This is a genomic window from Thalassovita sp. ABM4_323 (assembly GCF_056158665.1).
This window is the reverse complement of sequence record NZ_JBSWTS010000007.1, coordinates 2,947,400-2,964,215: the sequence shown is the minus strand read 5'-3', so window position 1 is coordinate 2,964,215 and position 16,816 is coordinate 2,947,400. Positions and strand designations below refer to the sequence as shown.

The 16,816-nt window shown below is 61.8% G+C and carries 17 protein-coding genes; 12 read left to right on the top strand and 5 right to left on the bottom strand.

The window, feature by feature from the left end; translation table 11 throughout:
* Positions 1 to 38 precede the first annotated feature (38 nt).
* A complete protein-coding gene (gene der / locus ACXADQ_RS17080) occupies positions 39 to 1,502 on the top strand; it encodes a ribosome biogenesis GTPase Der (protein WP_475323727.1) in 1,464 nt (487 codons plus the stop codon).
* 182 nt (positions 1,503 to 1,684) lie between these two features.
* On the opposite strand, the gene serS is transcribed toward der, so the two are convergent.
* On the bottom strand, positions 1,685 to 2,977 hold the full coding sequence (serS, locus tag ACXADQ_RS17075) for a serine--tRNA ligase (RefSeq protein ID WP_475323723.1): 1,293 nt from the start codon (positions 2,975 to 2,977) through the stop codon (positions 1,685 to 1,687).
* Between the two features lie 38 nt (positions 2,978 to 3,015).
* Positions 3,016 to 4,161 (bottom strand): pentapeptide repeat-containing protein, encoded by a 1,146-nt coding sequence (locus ACXADQ_RS17070; protein ID WP_475323719.1) that lies wholly within the window; start codon positions 4,159 to 4,161, stop codon positions 3,016 to 3,018.
* Positions 4,162 to 4,445: 284 nt separating this feature from the next.
* Between ACXADQ_RS17070 and yajC the strand changes: the two genes are divergently transcribed.
* From yajC to ACXADQ_RS17020, 10 genes are all read left to right on the top strand, one after another.
* Entirely contained in the window at positions 4,446 to 4,727 is a 282-nt protein-coding gene (gene yajC / locus ACXADQ_RS17065) for a preprotein translocase subunit YajC (RefSeq protein ID WP_475323715.1), read from the top strand.
* A 68-nt stretch (positions 4,728 to 4,795) separates the two neighbouring features.
* Positions 4,796 to 6,460, top strand: coding sequence for a protein translocase subunit SecD (gene secD, locus ACXADQ_RS17060; RefSeq protein ID WP_475323710.1), 1,665 nt, complete (start codon positions 4,796 to 4,798; stop codon positions 6,458 to 6,460).
* 1 nt (position 6,461) lies between these two features.
* Complete coding sequence (gene secF, locus ACXADQ_RS17055; RefSeq protein ID WP_475323706.1) at positions 6,462 to 7,430, top strand: protein translocase subunit SecF; 969 nt, start codon at positions 6,462 to 6,464, stop codon at positions 7,428 to 7,430.
* Positions 7,423 to 8,175, top strand: a complete 753-nt coding sequence (locus ACXADQ_RS17050; protein ID WP_475323703.1) for a sulfite exporter TauE/SafE family protein — start codon at positions 7,423 to 7,425, stop codon at positions 8,173 to 8,175. The genes secF and ACXADQ_RS17050 overlap by 8 nt, the downstream gene beginning before the upstream one ends.
* Before the next feature lie 18 nt (positions 8,176 to 8,193).
* On the top strand, positions 8,194 to 8,547 hold the full coding sequence (locus tag ACXADQ_RS17045) for an Mth938-like domain-containing protein (protein WP_475323701.1): 354 nt from the start codon (positions 8,194 to 8,196) through the stop codon (positions 8,545 to 8,547).
* 81 nt (positions 8,548 to 8,628) lie between these two features.
* Positions 8,629 to 9,246 carry a heme ABC exporter ATP-binding protein CcmA gene (ccmA, locus tag ACXADQ_RS17040; RefSeq protein ID WP_475323698.1) on the top strand — a complete coding sequence of 206 codons (618 nt, stop codon included), beginning with the start codon at positions 8,629 to 8,631 and terminating at the stop codon, positions 9,244 to 9,246.
* Positions 9,243 to 9,899, top strand: coding sequence for a heme exporter protein CcmB (gene ccmB, locus ACXADQ_RS17035; RefSeq protein ID WP_475323695.1), 657 nt, complete (start codon positions 9,243 to 9,245; stop codon positions 9,897 to 9,899). Before ccmA ends, ccmB begins: the two co-directional genes overlap by 4 nt.
* Positions 9,900 to 9,945: 46 nt before the next feature.
* Complete coding sequence (locus tag ACXADQ_RS17030) at positions 9,946 to 10,680, top strand: heme ABC transporter permease (protein ID WP_475323691.1); 735 nt, start codon at positions 9,946 to 9,948, stop codon at positions 10,678 to 10,680.
* Positions 10,677 to 10,835 (top strand): heme exporter protein CcmD, encoded by a 159-nt coding sequence (gene ccmD / locus ACXADQ_RS17025; protein ID WP_475323687.1) that lies wholly within the window; start codon positions 10,677 to 10,679, stop codon positions 10,833 to 10,835. The genes ACXADQ_RS17030 and ccmD overlap by 4 nt, the downstream gene beginning before the upstream one ends.
* Entirely contained in the window at positions 10,828 to 11,361 is a 534-nt protein-coding gene (locus tag ACXADQ_RS17020; RefSeq protein ID WP_475323684.1) for a DsbE family thiol:disulfide interchange protein, read from the top strand. Before ccmD ends, ACXADQ_RS17020 begins: the two co-directional genes overlap by 8 nt.
* 87 nt (positions 11,362 to 11,448) lie before the next feature.
* On the opposite strand, the gene acnA is transcribed toward ACXADQ_RS17020, so the two are convergent.
* On the bottom strand, positions 11,449 to 14,136 hold the full coding sequence (gene acnA, locus ACXADQ_RS17015) for an aconitate hydratase AcnA (RefSeq protein ID WP_475323680.1): 2,688 nt from the start codon (positions 14,134 to 14,136) through the stop codon (positions 11,449 to 11,451).
* A gap of 190 nt (positions 14,137 to 14,326) precedes the next feature.
* On the opposite strand from acnA, the gene ACXADQ_RS17010 reads away from it, so the two are divergent.
* On the top strand, positions 14,327 to 15,028 hold the full coding sequence (locus ACXADQ_RS17010) for a DUF1223 domain-containing protein (RefSeq protein ID WP_475323676.1): 702 nt from the start codon (positions 14,327 to 14,329) through the stop codon (positions 15,026 to 15,028).
* Here ACXADQ_RS17010 and ACXADQ_RS17005 read toward each other — a convergent pair.
* Positions 15,025 to 15,906, bottom strand: a complete 882-nt coding sequence (locus ACXADQ_RS17005) for a lysophospholipid acyltransferase family protein (protein ID WP_475323672.1) — start codon at positions 15,904 to 15,906, stop codon at positions 15,025 to 15,027. The two genes, ACXADQ_RS17010 and ACXADQ_RS17005, sit on opposite strands and share 4 nt — an antisense overlap.
* A 7-nt stretch (positions 15,907 to 15,913) precedes the next feature.
* Positions 15,914 to 16,771 carry a DMT family transporter gene (locus ACXADQ_RS17000; RefSeq protein ID WP_475323668.1) on the bottom strand — a complete coding sequence of 286 codons (858 nt, stop codon included), beginning with the start codon at positions 16,769 to 16,771 and terminating at the stop codon, positions 15,914 to 15,916.
* Between the last annotated feature and the right edge of the window lie 45 nt (positions 16,772 to 16,816).

Here is a 16,816-nt window from a genome sequence, read left to right as displayed (position 1 = left end):
GTAACAGGGCGCCTTGATCCGTATCGGAGCCTGAGACAATGAGTTTCACCCTTGCCCTGGTGGGGCGCCCAAACGTGGGCAAATCCACGCTGTTCAATCGTCTGGTCGGCAAGCGCCTTGCGCTGGTCGATGACCAACCTGGTGTGACCCGCGACCTGCGCGAGGGCGAGGCGCGCCTGGGCGATCTGCGTTTTACCGTGATCGACACCGCCGGGCTGGAAGAGGCCACCGACAACAGCCTTCAGGGCCGGATGCGCCGCCTGACCGAGCGCGCTGTGGACATGGCCGATGTGTGCCTGTTCATGCTGGACGCGCGCGTCGGTGTGACCCCCACGGACGAAATGTTCGCGGAAATCCTGCGCAAACGCTCGAAACACGTGATTCTGGCCGCGAACAAGGCCGAAGGCCGCGCGGCTGATGCCGGCGTGATCGAGGCCTACAGCCTGGGTCTGGGCGAACCGCTGCGCCTGTCTGGCGAACATGGTGAGGGCATGGGCGAGCTGTTGACCGAGCTGATGCCCCTGGCCGAAGAGCACGAAAAAAAGGCCGAGGAATATCGCCCCACCATCAACGTGACCCTGCACGAGGATGATGAAGAGGGCTTTGAAATGCCCGTCCCCACGCAGGAAAAACCCCTGCAAGTCGCGGTGATCGGGCGCCCCAACGCGGGCAAATCCACCCTAATCAACAAGATCCTGGGCGAAGACCGCCTGCTGACCGGCCCCGAGGCCGGGATCACCCGCGATGCCATTTCGCTGACCATCGACTGGAACGGTCTGCCCGTGCGGATGTGGGACACGGCGGGGATGCGAAAACGCGCTAAGGTGCAGGAAAAGCTGGAAAAACTTTCGGTCTCCGACGGGCTGCGCGCGGTGAAATTCGCCGAGGTCGTGGTGCTGTTGCTGGACGCGGCCATTCCCTTTGAGCAACAGGATTTGCGCATCGCCGATCTGGCCGAACGCGAAGGCCGCGCCGTTGTTGTTGCCGTGAACAAGTGGGATGTCGAGGACGAGAAGCAGGAAAAACTGCGCGACCTGAAGGAAAGCTTCGAACGCTTGCTGCCACAGCTGCGCGGTGCTCCGCTGGTGACGGTGTCTGCCAAAACCGGGCGCGGGCTGGAACGTCTGCGCGCCGCGATCGAGCGCGCCTATGAAACTTGGAACCGCCGCGTGCCTACGGCTCAATTGAATCGCTGGCTGTCGGGCATGGTCGAACAACACCCGCCGCCCGCTCCGGGCGGTCGCCGGATCAAGCTGCGCTACATGACCCAAGCCAAAACCCGCCCGCCGGGGTTCGTGGTGATGTGCTCTCTGCCTGATAAAATGCCCGAAAGTTACTCGCGCTATCTGGTCAATGGCCTGCGTGAGGATTTCGATATGCCCGGGACGCCGATCCGCCTGACCATGCGCGGACAAGGGAACAAAAACCCCTATAAAGGCAAGCGCGAGAAAAATGCAGGCGCCCTGCGCAAGCATTTGGCAAAAGGCGCGAAAAACCGCTAAGGGCGTGTTCAAGCTGGTGGGAGGGGGCCAGCCCCCTCGATCGGAAATTCTTTCCGATCTTCACCCCCGGAGTATTTGCCCGAGCAAAGAAATGGGGCGCTGGGGTAAGGCTTGCGCCCGCCCGAGGCCGAAGCCGCAGGCGGAGGACGAGATTTCGTGGGCGCCGCAGGCGCACCTTTGGATCAGATCAGCGTCCCATCGGCGGCCAGCGTGGTTTTGCCGCCCAGGTAGGGGTGCAAGGCGTCGGGCAGGGTGACCGAGCCATCCTCGTTCTGGCCGTTCTCAAGCACTGCGATCAGGGCGCGGCCCACGGCCAGGCCCGATCCGTTCAGCGTGTGCACGAATTGCGGTTTGCCGCCCTCGGTCGCCTTGAAACGTGCATTCATCCGGCGTGCCTGGAAATCGCCGCAGACCGAGACAGAGCTGATTTCGCGATAAGTGTTCTGACCGGGCAGCCAGACCTCGATATCATGGGTTTTGGTGGCGCCGAATCCCATGTCGCCAGTGCACAGCACCACTGTGCGATAGGGCAGGCCCAGTTTTTCCAGGATACCCTCGGCGCAGCGGGTCATGCGGTCGTGTTCGTCCAGGGATTTGTCCGGGTGTGTGACCGAGACCATCTCTACCTTCTCGAACTGGTGCTGGCGCAGCATACCGGCGGTGTCGCGACCGGCGCTGCCGGCCTCGGAGCGGAAGCATTGCGTGTGGGCCACGTATCGGCGAGGCAGGTAGCTTTCCTCGACCGTGACTCCATTGACGATGTTGGTCAGCGTCACTTCGGCCGTGGGCACCAGCCACCAGCCTTCGCGGGTCTGATAGCTGTCTTCGCCGAATTTCGGCAGCTGTCCGGTGCCCAGCATCATTTCTTCGCGCACCAGTACCGGGGTCCAGGTCTCGGTCAAGCCGTTTTCCTCGACATGAGTGTTCAGCATGAACTGCGCCAGTGCACGGTGGATGCGCGCCACGCCCGCCGACAGCACCACAAAGCGCGACCCGCTGAGTTTCGCAGCCGTTTCAAAATCCATCCCCGGTTTCACGCCGTCCAGCTCGAAATGTTCCTTGGGCTGGAAATCGAAGGTCTTGGGGGTGCCCCAACGGCGGATTTCCACGTTATCCTCTTCATCCGCGCCCTGGGGTACGTCTTCCAGAGGCGTGTTGGGCAGGGTCATCAGCAGGTCGGTCAGCTGTTGGTTCAGGTCCTTGGCTTCGGTCTGCATCGCGGCGACTTCGGCCTTTTTCTCGGCGACCAGCGCGCGCAGGCGTTCGAATTCGGTCTCATCGCCGCGGGCTTTGGCAGCGCCGACCTCTTTGGCGGCCTTTTTCTGATCGGCCTGAGCGGTTTCTGCGGCCAGGATCTTGGCGCGGCGCGCCTCGTCCAGTTTCAGCACCTCGGACGACATCGCCGAGGCCCCGCGGCGGGCCAGCGCCGCGTCCAGTGCGGCTGGGTTTTCGCGGATGGCACGGATGTCATGCATGGGTCTGCTCCGGTGTTGAGTCGTGTCTGAGCGCGTTATTACGGATTTTTGGGCGGTTGGAAACCGATCTTGGCCTGCCAGGCGCGCCATGCGGTTTGGAAGTCGTTCCATTTCAGCATTTCCTTGGGCCAATGGGTGTGCCAATCGGGGTGATCGGGGCCGCCACCACCAGGGAGGGTGGTAGAGCCGTCGCCGAACATGGTTTGGAGCTGTTCTTTGGTTATGATAAAGTCAGTAAAATCCACCCGAACACAGGCAGAACCCGTAAAATTGGCTGCCTGAGTTTTGCTGGATTTGTCAAACTCCGCGCCCCAGAGGTCCGCCCCCTGCAACTTCGCGCCAATGAGGTCCGCCCCCTGCAACTCCGCGTCAATGAGGTTCGCCCCTTGCAACTTCGCGCTTCGGAGGTTCGCCCCCTGCAACTTCGCTTCACCGAGGATCGCCCCGTGCAACTTCGCGAAGCCAAGGTCCGCCCCCTGCAACTTCGTGTCCCAAAGGATTGTCCCTTGCAACTTTGCCTGCGTCAGAATCGCATCCGTCAGGTCCCTGCGGTGCAGTTCAAGGGCGTGGAACGGAGCGCGTTCCAGGCCGAGGCGGTAGTTGGCATCTTTTTCACGCTGTTTGCGATCATTCGAGCGGCGTTCGATGATGCGCAGGGCGATGTCCACGTCCAAGGGGGGATGGGTGCGGTTTCTCAGTCCCCATGCTTGCCAGCCTTCTTTGGGTTCTTCCTCAGGTAGGCGGGGGCTGTGGCGGTCGGCGTTGTTGCGGATGTAAGCGCAGAGGATTTCCATGGCCTGGATGTGGTCCCTTGCGCTGTACTGGCTGATGCGTTCCAGCGCGTAGAGCGCTCCGATGCGGACCTCGAGGTTGGGTTCGGTTTCATCTTCCCCGTCGCGTTTCACGGATTTCTCGGCGCCCAACCCCTCGACCGCTTTGTTGATGCGGTCGGTGATGTGGCCTTGTTCACTGACATCCACCTGTTTCTGAGCGACGATGCTGCGCCAGATCAGGAAGGGGATGCCGATCATCGCACCGGCGGCCAGGCCCAGATTGCGGATGTCCTCGGATGTGGGATTTGCGTTCAGGTTTTGCGAGAGGACGGCGTAGAGGAGTTTGATCAGGGTTGCGCCCACCAGCAGGAACAGGCCGAAACCCACAAGCATCAGCACCGCGCCAACCATGCCTCCCATCCATGCGGGCAGGTCCGCGGCATTGATCTTGGTTTTCAGCCCGATCCAGCTTCGGAAATCGGAGTTGTCCCGTTGTGCCATCAGGCCCCCTTGGTCGCGTCTCTTCCGCAACTTTGCCGCGATTTGGGGGCGGGGTAAACCTGTTCGGACGGGGTGTGGCCGGGATGGGGTTAGTGTGCGGGCTTTGACGCCTTGCAAATACCCGCTTGCGCACATAGGTTCCGTGCAAAATCCTGGGGCCGGTCTGGCCCCCTTACTCTATAAGGACCACCGACATGGAAGCCATCGGCCAGTTTCTCCCGCTTATTCTGATCTTCGCGATCATGTATTTCCTGCTGATCCGTCCGCAGCAAAAGAAGATGAAAGAGCACCAGAACATGGTCGCCGCGCTGCGTAAGGGCGATCAGGTGGTCACCCAGGGTGGTGTCATCGGCAAAGTGTCCCATGTCAGCGACGACGAGCTGAAAGTCGAAATCGCAGACGGCGTCAAAGTGCGCGTTGTGCGCTCGACCGTGACCCAGGTTCTGAACAAGACCGAGCCGGCAGAAACCGCCTGATCCGGCCAGAGGGGCGCCCGTTTGCGGCGCCCTTTTCGTTGTAATGCCCCCTAGCGAAAGCTGTTCTCATGCTTCAGATTGATCTGTGGAAGCGTATCGTGATCTGGGCCGTCTGTGCCTTTGGGTTGCTGATGGCGCTTCCGAATGCGTTTTACACGCGCGTGGAAACCCACAATGACGCGGTTGCCGCGATCGAGTCCGGGGCCACAGCCGAGGGGCTGGATGCTCTGGTGGCGCAATGGCCCGGTTTCCTGCCGTCTGGTCTGGTAAATCTGGGGCTGGACCTGCGGGGCGGCGCGCATTTGCTGGCCGAAGTGCGGGTCAAGGACGTGTACGAAGCGCGGCTGAAGGCCATGTGGCCAGAAGTGCGTGACCTGCTGCGCGAAGAACGCGACGAAATCGGCACGATACGCCTGCAGCGCACTCAAGGCGCCGAATTGCGGGTGCGTCTGAACCAGAAACCTGACATGGCTGAACGCGCCGCCGAACTGGTGCGGGGCTTGGCGCGTCCGGTGACCTCGCTGACCGGGGCAGGGGCCTCGGATATCGAGGTGGTCGTGGAGGGTGCGGATATCGTTGTGACCCTCAGCGAGGCCGAGCAGTTGGCCACCGATGATCGCACGGTCAAGCAGTCGCTGGAAATCATCCGTCGCCGGATTGACGAGGTCGGCACGCGCGAGCCCACCATTCAGCGTCAGGGTGACACGCGTATCCTGATCCAGGTGCCCGGCATCGGCAGTGCGACCGAGTTGAAGGAAATCATCGGCACCACCGCGCAGCTGACCTTTCAGCCGGTGGTGACGCGGACCTCGAACGCCGATATGCCGCCGGGCGCGGGCAATGAACTGCTGCCCTCGCTGGACGAAGAAGGCGTGTTCTATGTGCTGGAACAGGCCCCCGTTGTGACGGGCGAAGAACTGGTGGATGCGCAGCCCTCGTTTGATCAGAATGGCCGCCCAGCTGTGTCCTTCCGTTTCAACACTACCGGCGCGCGGAAATTCGGGGACTACACGGCCGAAAACATCGGCAATCCCTTCGCCATCGTGCTGGATGGCGAGGTGATCAGCGCACCGGTCATTCAGGCTCATATTGGCGGCGGGTCCGGCATCATCACCGGGAATTTCGACGTCGAGGAATCCACCAACCTGGCGATCTTGCTGCGCGCGGGCGCCCTGCCTGCGGGTCTGGATTTCCTGGAAGAGCGCACCATCGGCCCCGAACTGGGCGCCGACAGTATCGAAGCGGGCAAGATCGCCTGTCTGGTCGCCTTTGCCGCCGTGCTGGTCTTTATGGTGCTCAGCTATGGCCTGTTCGGTCTGTTCGCCAATATCGCGCTGCTGATCAACGTGGCGCTGATTTTTGGCGCGCTCAGCCTGATCGGTGGCACGCTGACGCTGCCCGGTATCGCGGGGATCGTGCTGACCATCGGGATGGCCGTGGACGCCAACGTGCTGGTGTTCGAACGTATCCGCGAGGAATTGCGCACCGCCAAGGGCCCGGCCCGCGCGATCGAGCTGGGCTATGATCGCGCCCTGTCGGCCATTATTGATGCGAACATCACCACGTTCATCATCTCGGTGATCCTGTTCACGCTGGGCTCGGGCCCGGTGCGGGGCTTCTCGATCACGCTGGGGCTGGGGATCATCACCTCGGTCTTCACGGCGATCTTCGTGACGCGTCTGTTGATCGTCATGTGGTTTGAACGCCGCCGTCCCAAAACGCTGGAGGTCTGATATGCGCCTGCGACTGTTCCGCGAAGTCCCGAACTTCGATTTCTTCCGCTTCCGCAACCTGACCATGGGCCTGTCGGCTGTGGCGATGGTGTTGTCCCTGGCCAGCTGGCTGCTGATCGGGCTGAACTTTGGCATCGATTTCCGGGGCGGCACCACGATCCGCACCGAATCCACCGCTGCGGTGGATGTGGGGGCTTACCGCGATGCATTGGGCGCGTTGAACCTGGGGGATGTTTCGATCACCGAGGTGTTCGATCCCACCTTCGGCCCCGAAAAGAACGTGTCCATGATCCGCATCCAGGCCCAGGAGGGCCAGGAAAGCGTCAGCCCCGAAACCATCCTACTGATCGAGCAAGCCCTGCAAACGGTCGATCCCTCGATCAGTTTTCCCTCGGTGGAATTGGTTGGCCCCAAGGTCTCGGGCGAGCTGATTTGGACGGCCGTGATTTCGCTGCTTGCGGCCGTGGCGGCGCTGTTGTTCTACATCTGGCTGCGGTTCGAATGGCAGTTCTCGGTCGGGGCCGTTGCGGCGCTGATCCACGATGTGGTGCTGACCATCGGCGTGTTCTCGGTGCTGCAAATCCGGTTTGACCTGGCGACGATTGCGGCGCTGCTGACCATCGTGGGCTATTCGATCAACGATACCGTGGTGATCTTTGACCGGCTGCGCGAGAACCTGATCAAGTTCAAATCCACGCCGCTGACCGACCTGATGAACCGCACCGTGAACGAGACCCTCAGCCGGACGCTGATGACCTCGGGGACCACGCTGCTGGCGCTGATCGCGCTGCTGCTGCTGGGTGGCGACGTGATCCGTGGCTTTGTGTTCGCTATCACCTGGGGTGTGATCGTGGGGACGTATTCCTCGGTCTATGTGGCGAAAAACGTGGTGCTGATGCTTGGCGTCAAGCGCGATTGGTCCAAGCCCGACAACAACCAGGGCAACCAATTCGCCAACGTGGATGCCTGATCTGTTGAACGCCATTCTGGCCCAGGACGGGCTGGTCTGGCTAATCATCGGCACATTTATTGCAGGGGTTGTGCGAGGCTTTACCGGCTTTGGCACGGCCCTTGTGTATCTGCCCATCGCCGGGCTGTTTTTGCCGCCGGTCTGGGCGCTGACCACGCTGGTGGTGATGGATGTGCTGGGGCCGATGCCGAACTTGCCTGCGGCCTGGCGCGCCGGGCGTCCGCGCGATGTTGGTCTGCTGTGGATCGGGGCGGCGCTGGCGCTGCCGGTGGGGGTCATGATCCTGTATGCGGTGGACCCGGACGTGTTTCGCTATGCCGTTTGCGCGGCCGCTTTGGTGGTGCCGCTGCTGCTGGCCTCGGGGCTGCGATATCGGGGCGAGCCACGCGGTGCGATGCTGGCAGGCACCGGCGTTCTAAGCGGATTTCTGGGCGGAGTCGCCGGGGTGCCGGGGCCGCCGGTGATCCTGCTCTATCTGGCCTCCAGCGGGCCCGCGCGGGCGATCCGCGCCAATATCATGGTGTATCTGGTCGCCTTTGATGCCTCGCTTTTGGCGCTGTTTGGGGTGCAGGGGCGGCTGGAATGGGTGCCGGTTTTGCTGGGGGTCGGTCTGGCGCTGCCGAATCTGCTGGGCAATCTGGCGGGGGCCGCTATGTTCCGGCCAGACAGACAGGGAATGTACCGCATTGCGGGCTACAGCGTGACCATGGCCGCCGCGCTGCTGGGCCTGCCCCTGTGGGACTAACGAAACGGAGGCACCGCGATGGAGCTGAACGAGATCACCTATACCGACGCTGTGCCGTTTGACAGCTATGGGCCGGGCTTTTTTCGCGTGGCGGGCCATGTGATCGAAGGCCCGGCACTGGTGACGCTTAGCGCTGCGCGCAGCTGGGGCGGGCTCGAGGACCTAGCCCCGCTTGAGGCGCTGGCCGGCGAGGTGGACGTGATTTTTCTGGGTATGGGGCCAGAGATTGCCCACGCGCCCGTCGTCTTGCGTGACCGTATGAATGAACTTGGAATCGGGCTGGAGGTCATGGCCAGCCCCGCCGCCTGTCGCACCTATAACGTTCTGGCCTCGGAGGGGCGGCGGATAGCAGCTGCGGTGCTGCCGGTTTAACTTGAAACACGGGCGCGAAAATATTGGCAGAAGACTGCGCTTTTGGTTTTCGCAACGTCGCCAATCGGGTAGGACAGCTGCATGGAGTTGAATGTTTCTGATCTGGCCGTCGCACGCGGTGGCGTTCCGGTGCTAGAAGGGGTTTCGTTCCGCGTAAAAGCGGGCGAGGCGCTGGTGCTGCGTGGCCCCAACGGCTGTGGCAAGACCACGCTGTTGCGCACCATTGCCGGTCTGCAGCCTGCGCTGTCCGGTAAGATCGGGCTGGAACGCGAGGCCATGGCCTATGCCGCCCATGCAGACGGGCTCAAGGCCGTGCTGACAGTGCGTGAGAACCTGCAATTCTGGGCAGATGTGTTCGGCACAGGCGCGATTGAGCCAGCGCTTGAGGCGTTTGATTTGCACAGCTTGGTGAACCGCCCGGCCGGGGCCCTGTCAGCGGGGCAAAAACGCCGGTTGGGGCTGGCGCGGATGGTGGTCACGGGGCGCCCTGTTTGGGTGCTGGACGAACCGACCGTGTCACTGGATGTCAGCGCGGTGGCCATGTTTGCCCAAGCCGTGCGCGCGCATTTGCGCGGCGGGGGGCTGGCCCTGTTGGCCACCCATATCGATCTGGGACTGGACGAGGCGCGGGTGCTGGATGTGGCCCCGTTCAAGGCCAAGGCCCCTGCGATGGATGATTTCGACGGAGCCTTCTTGTGATTGCGCTATTGATCCGAGATTTGCGGCTGGCGATCCGCGCGGGCGGGGGCTTTGGCCTGGGCCTTGCGTTTTTCCTGATCGTGGTGGTGTTGGTGCCCTTCGGTGTGGGGCCGCAATCGGCGTTGCTGGCCAAGATCGCCTCGGGCATTTTGTGGCTGGGGGCGCTGCTGGCCTGCCTGTTGTCGCTGGACCGGATATTTGCGCTGGATTGGGAGGATGGGTCGTTGGACCTGTTGGCCACCGCGCCCGTCCCGATGGAGGCAGCCGTCAGCATCAAGGCGCTGGCGCATTGGCTGACGACGGGCCTGCCGCTTGTGATCGCGGCGCCGGTCTTTGGGCTTTTGCTGAACCTGCCGGGGCCGGGCTATGGCCCTCTGGTGATCTCTTTAGCCCTGGGCACCCCGGCATTGAGCGTCATCGGCACCTTTGGGGCGGCCTTGACCGTGGGCATCAAACGCGGTGGGCTGCTGCTGAGCCTGCTGGTACTGCCGCTATATGTGCCAACCCTGATTTTCGGGGCCGAGGTGGCGCGGCGGGGCGCGGAAAACATGGACTATTCCACCCCAATGCTGATGCTGGCCGGGATCACCTGCGGCGCTATCGCGCTGTTGCCTTTTGCCTCGGCTGCGGTACTGAGAGTGAACCTACGCTAACGCGGATGTGAATTGCGTCCGAGCCAGGAAGAATTAGGAAAACAACATGGCCTCGATCTGGGAATATGCCAATCCAAAGAAGTTCATCGCCACCACGGACAAGCTGTTGCCGTGGGTTTCGGTGCTGGCTTTGGCCGCGCTGGTGGGCGGATTGATCTGGGGCTTTTTCTTTACGCCGGATGATTACAAGCAGGGCTCGACCGTCAAGATCATCTATCTTCACGTACCCGCCGCACTGATGGCGATCAACGCGTGGATCATGATGCTGGTCGCGTCCCTGGTGTGGATCGTGCGGCGGCATCATGTGTCTGCGCTGGCCGCGCGCGCCGCTGCGCCGGTGGGGGCCGTGATGACGCTGATCGCACTGGCGACCGGGGCGATCTGGGGGCAGCCGATGTGGGGTACATGGTGGGAATGGGACCCGCGCCTGACCTCTTTCCTGATCCTGTTCCTGTTCTACCTGGGTTATATGGCGCTGTGGGCGGCGATCGAGAACGACGATACCGCCGCCGATCTGACCTCGATCCTGTGTCTTGTGGGCTCGGTGTTCGCGCTGCTCAGCCGCTATGCAGTGAATTTCTGGAACCAGGGGCTGCATCAGGGGGCATCGCTGTCGCTGGACGAAGAAGAGCACGTCGCCAATGTGTTCTATCATCCGCTGTTGCTGTGTATCGCGGGGTTTGTGCTGTTATTTATCGCGCTGGTGTTCCTGCGCACGCAAACTGAAATTCGGGCGCGCCGGATGCGGGCGTTGCTGGCACGCGAAAGGGTAGGGCAATGATCCCTGATCTAGGAAAATACCAGACCGAGGTCCTGTCGGCCTATGCGGTCTCGATCGTGCTGATCGTGGCGCTGGTTGCGATCAGCGTGGTGCGATCGCGCAAGGCCCGCGCCGCGTTGGAAGAAGTTGAACAGAGAGGGCGCCAGAATGGCTAAGATCTCGCCTCTGATGATTGCCCCGCCGCTGGTGTTTGCTGGTCTGGCGGCGATGTTCATGGTGGGGATGCAGCGCGAAAACCCGGATGCGCTGCCGACCGCGCTGGCGGGCAAAACGGCCCCCGCCGTGCAGACGGTTGCGCTGTCCGATCTGCCGCAATTCACCGACGAGACCCTGCGCGATGGCCAGGTGAAACTGGTGAATTTCTGGGCCTCGTGGTGTGCGCCCTGCCGGGTGGAGCACCCAAACCTCGAGGCCTTGGCCGACCAGGGCGTGCCGATCTATGGTGTGAACTACAAGGACAAGCCCGAGGCCGCGCTGAAATTCCTGGCCGAGCTGGGCAATCCTTACGCCGGGATCGGGCAGGATGATACGGGCCGCATGGGGCTGGACTGGGGCGTCTATGGCGTGCCCGAAACCTATGTGATTGACGGCGAGGGCCGCATCCTGATGCGCCATGCCGGTCCCATCACCCAACGCACCCTCGAGGGCGCCCTGGGCGAGGCCTTGCAGACCGCACAATAGCGCCATCTGAGGGCACAGTGACCCACCTCATTTTGCAGAAAAACGCTGAAGGGCCAGACTAGCACAGGCTGGCCCCGATCCGTGCGCTCAGCGCTTTGCCAGATCGCGCAGCACGTAATGCAGCACGCCGCCGTTTTCGACATATTCGATCTCGGGGGCGGTATCGATCCGGCATTTCAGTTGGATCGTCTTGGTCGAGCCATCGGCAAAGGTGATCTGGCAGGGCAGGATTTGCTGAGGCTCAACCGTGTCCAGCCCGGTGATGGTGACGGTTTCATCCCCAGTCAGTCCCAGCGTCTTGCGCGTGTCGCCGCCAGTGAATTCAAACGGCACCACGCCCATCCCCACCAGATTTGATCGGTGGATGCGTTCAAAGGATTTAGCAATCACCGCTTTCACCCCCAGCAGGTTCGTGCCCTTTGCGGCCCAGTCGCGCGACGATCCGGCCCCGTATTGAACGCCTCCGAACACCACCAGCGGGGTGCCCTGCGCCTGATAGGCCATCGAGGCCTCGTAGACGCTGGTCTGCTGCCCGTCCGGGCCCTTGGTATAGCCGCCCTCGACGCCGTCCAGCATCTCGTTCTTGATGCGGATATTGGCGAAGGTGCCGCGCATCATGACCTGATGATTGCCGCGCCGGGACCCATAGGAATTGAACGCGCGCGGGGTCACGCCGCGATCGGTCAGGTATTGCCCCGCGGGGCTGGAGGCGGTGAAAGACCCGGCAGGCGAGATATGGTCGGTCGTGACCATATCGCCCAGCACCAACAGCACTTTGGCGCCTTCGATATTCTGGATGCTGCCCTTGTCTGGCCCCATCCCCTGGAAATAGGGCGGGTTCTGGATATAGGTGGACTCGGCCGGCCAGTCATAGGTTTCCTGATCGGGCACTTGCACGCCGCGCCATTTTTCATCGCCTTTAAAGACGTCGGCGTATTTGCTGGTAAAGGCCTCTTGCGTCACGGTTTTTTCCACCAGCTCCGCGATTTCCGCGTTGCTGGGCCAGATGTCGCGCAGGTAGACATCATTGCCGTTCTGATCCCGTCCCAGCGGGGCCTTGGTCAGGTCAATATTCATGTCTCCTGCGATGGCATAGGCCACCACCAAGGGCGGCGAGGCCAGATAGTTCGCGCGCACGTCTGGGCTGATCCGGCCCTCGAAGTTCCGGTTGCCGGACAGGACCGAGGTGGCCACCAGATCGCCCGCCGCTATTGCCTCGCTGATTTCGGGCTGGAGGGGGCCTGAATTGCCGATACAGGTGGTGCAGCCGTAGCCCACCAGGTTGAACCCGATGGCATCCAGATCGTCTTGCAGCCCTGCGGCCTCCAGATATTCCGTGACCACCTGACTACCGGGGGCCAAAGAGGTTTTCACCCAGGGCTTGCGATCCAACCCCAGTGCGCGGGCTTTGCGTGCAACCAGCCCGGCGCCGATCATCACATACGGGTTCGAAGTGTTGGTGCAGGACGTGATCGACGCGATCACCACCTTGCCCGAGGACAGGGCGTAGTCTTCGCCCGCCACCGGGACCTCTTTGTCCATCGGGCGTTTAAATGTGTTAGCCATTTCCTCGGCAAAGGCTGATTTCGCCTGCGTCAGGGCCACGAAATCCTGCGGACGTTTGGGGCCGGAAATGGCGGGCACGATGGAGCCCATATCCAGATGCAGCGTGTCGGTATAGATCGGATCATAGTCCGCGTCGCGCCACAGCCCGTTGGCCTTGGCATAGGCCTCGACCAGGGCAATCCGGTCCTCATCACGGCCGGTGTTGCGCATGTAGCGCAGGGTTTCACCGTCAATCGGGAAAAAGCCACAGGTCGCGCCATATTCGGGGGCCATATTGGCGATGGTGGCGCGATCGGCCAGCGGCAGATTGTCCAGCCCCTCGCCGTAGAATTCAACGAATTTGCCGACCACACCCTTTTCGCGCAGCATTTCCACAACCTTCAGCACCAGATCGGTTGCGGTGGTGCCCTCAATCATCTCGCCGGTTAGTTTGAAGCCCACAACCTCGGGGATCAGCATGGAAATCGGCTGCCCCAGCATCGCCGCTTCGGCCTCGATCCCGCCGACGCCCCAGCCCAGAACGGCCAGACCGTTGACCATGGTGGTGTGGCTGTCCGTGCCCACCAGCGTGTCCGGATAGGCGACCATTTCGCCATTCTGATCGGTGTCGGACCAGATGGCCTTTGCCAGGTATTCCAGGTTCACCTGATGACAAATCCCGGTGCCGGGGGGAACGACGCGGAAATTGTCGAACGCGCTTTGGCCCCATTTAAGGAACTGATATCGCTCCATATTCCGTTCGTATTCGCGGTCCACATTCATCTGGAAGGCCCGCGGGTTGCCGAATTCATCAATCATCACCGAGTGGTCGATGACCAGATCCACCGGTGCCAGCGGGTTGATTTTCTGGGCGTCACCCCCCAGCGCCTTGATCCCGTCGCGCATCGCGGCCAGATCGACCACAGCAGGCACCCCGGTGAAATCCTGCATCAGCACGCGGGCCGGGCGATAGGCGATCTCGCGCGGGTTCTGACCGCCCTGCGCCGCCCAGTCGCCGAATGCCTTGATGTCGTCCACCGACACAGAGAACCCGTCATCCTCAAAGCGCAGCAGGTTTTCCAAAACCACCTTCAAGGCCGCGGGCAGGCGGCTGAAATCGCCCAGCCCGGCCTCTTGCGCGGCGGGGATCGCGTAATAGGCCAGCGATTGCGCGCCAACAGTCAACATGCGGCGGGTCTTGGCGGTGTCTGTTCCGACGGTAATGGGCATCGGGGCCTCCCTTGGGTTAGAAAACGGATTTGTCATAGAATGTGTGGCACAGGGGGGGCTGATCAAGGGGAACCCGTCGCCTGCTGTGACCCCTATGCCGCATCACCGGCGGCTGACGAAACCTTGATTGGTTATTTCAGTCCCGAGCGCCTAAAACCAAACTCAAGGACAAACCGGGGAAAAGACCATCATGCGTAAACTTGTCAGTTGGGTTGCGGCCGCCTGTTTCGGGCTGGCGTCAGGGGTAGCCCTGGCCGATGACCATCCCGTTCTGGTCGAGCTGTATACCTCGCAGGGCTGTTCATCCTGCCCGCCGGCTGATGCGTTTCTGGGCACGCTGGCGGATCGTGACGATGTGGTCGCCCTGGCGCTGCATGTAGATTATTGGGACTACATCGGCTGGAAGGACGCCTTTGCCCAACCCAAATTCACCCAACGCCAGAAAGCCTATGCTGTCTCGGCCGGGCGGCGCTCGGTTTATACGCCCCAGATGATCGTGGGCGGGCAGGAACACGTTGTCGGCAACCATCCGATGGATGTGAACGAGCTGATCAAGAAACACGCCGCCAAGCGCGAGCTGGTCTCTGTCGAGCTGGAGCGCGAGGGCAATCGCCTCCTGATCGAGGCCGAGGCTGAGCGTCCGTTTCGTGAAACCCTTTTGGTGCAGATGGTGCGCTATCGCCCTGCGGATCAGGTCAAGATCAGACGCGGCGAGAACGCAGGCCGCACGATCAAGTATTCCAACATCGTGACTGACTGGAAACTGCTGGGCGAATGGGATACGCGCCAGCCGCTGAAAACCGCCGGCAAGATCACTGGCGACGCGCCTGTGGTGGTGATCGTGCAACGCCATGGCCCGGGCGAGGTTCTGGCCACGGCGCGTCTGCGCTAAAGCGTTTTGCTCCAACGGCGATGAATCCAGAACCATTGTTCGGGATGCTCGGCGATCCGCTCCTCCAGACGCATGGTCATCTCGCGCGTCATGTCTTCGGGGGTAGAGTGATCAATCGGGGCGTCGATTTGCACGTCAAACGTTAGCCCGTCCGCGCGTCGGATTGCAAAGAACGGGACCAGTAACGCCTTGGTTCTAAGCGCGATTTCCGCTGCCGAGGTCGCCGTCAATGCCGGTTTGCCAAGGAAGGAAATCGGTTTGCCTCCGGACGAGTGGATATCAAACAGCAGCACCCCAAACCCGCCCTTGCGGATGTGCCGGACCAACCCCATCGTGCCCTGCGCGCCTTGCGGATAGACGGGGCCGGACAGGGCTTCCATATTCTTGGCGTAATGGGCATTGAAGTAGGGGTTGGACAGCGGGCGATACAAACCACCGATCTGAAAACCGCGATTGACCAGCGCGGCGCGCGGGATCTCGAAATTCGCAAAATGCGCCGTCACCATCATCACCGGACGCCCCTGGGCGCGGGCCTGTTCAATTGCGGCCAGACCTGGCCCGGTGATCTGCTGATCCTTCGTGCGCGCCAACAGGCCAGCCGTGTCGTAATTCTCGATCATGGTGCGACCGGCGTTGTCGGCCACAGCATCCGCGATTTCGCGTTTTCGCTCGTCGGACATGTCAGGGTAGATATAGCCCAGATTGGCCATCGCGCGTTTGCGATACCCGACTATTGGCGCCAGAACCCGCCGCACGAACCAGCCGATAAAACGCACACGCAGGTGCCAAGGCAAGGCCAGCGCCGTGCCGATCAGGCCGCGCAGGATGCGGTCATACACCCAGTCCTGCCAGGTGCCATTTGGAATGTCTTGTGCCACGCGATGCCTAGGCTCTTGTTTCCCGGTGCCACACATAAATCCCTGATGCCGTGATCACAAGGGCGCCGATGATCGTCCACATGTCCGGGAATTCGCCAAAAATGAAAACACCCCAGAACGTCGCGAAAATCAGGCCCGCATAAGCAAAGGGGGCCAGCATCGCGGCCTCACCGATGGTGAGCGCGCGGATGATAAGCAATTGCGACGCCGTGCCGACGCCAGCCAGCAAGAACATAAGGCCCGCGCCGGTGGGGCTGGGGGTCTCCCAGAAAAAGGGCACGGCACAGGAAAAACAAACGGCACCAATAGCGGCGGGATAGAACAATGACGTCAGCGGATCATCTGACTGGCCAACGTATCGGGTGATCAGGCTGAACCCGGAATAGCAGCTCGCCGCAATGAAGGGCAGAATCGCCCAGACAGACAGGGCGCCAAAGCCCGGTCGAATGATAATAAGCGCGCCGACCAACGCTGCTGCGACACCAAAAATACGACGGGGGCCAAGGTGTTCGCGCAAAAAGAACGCGGCACCCAAAGTGATCAACACCGGGTTGGTGTTCATGATCGCGGTCGCCTCGGCCAGGCCAATATGCGTGAGCCCGGCAAAGAAGCACCCGGTGCCAATCATCAAAAGAACCGCCCGCGAGACCTGCAAAAGCGGGAAATTCGTCTGAACAACCAGCCGCAATCGAGGGGCCACCATGATCAAGACAACAATCCCCTGGCCAGCGTATCGCGCCCACAAGATTGGAACGACCCCAACCTCCTGGCTCAGCCGTTTTGCCGTGGCGTCCATCACCGACAGGCAGAAAATCGCCCCGATCATCATCAAGATGGCCCTGGCGTTTGGCGATAGGCTGTTCATGGGGTGTCCCGGGTCTGGAAGTACCGAAGAACGTTATGACTTATA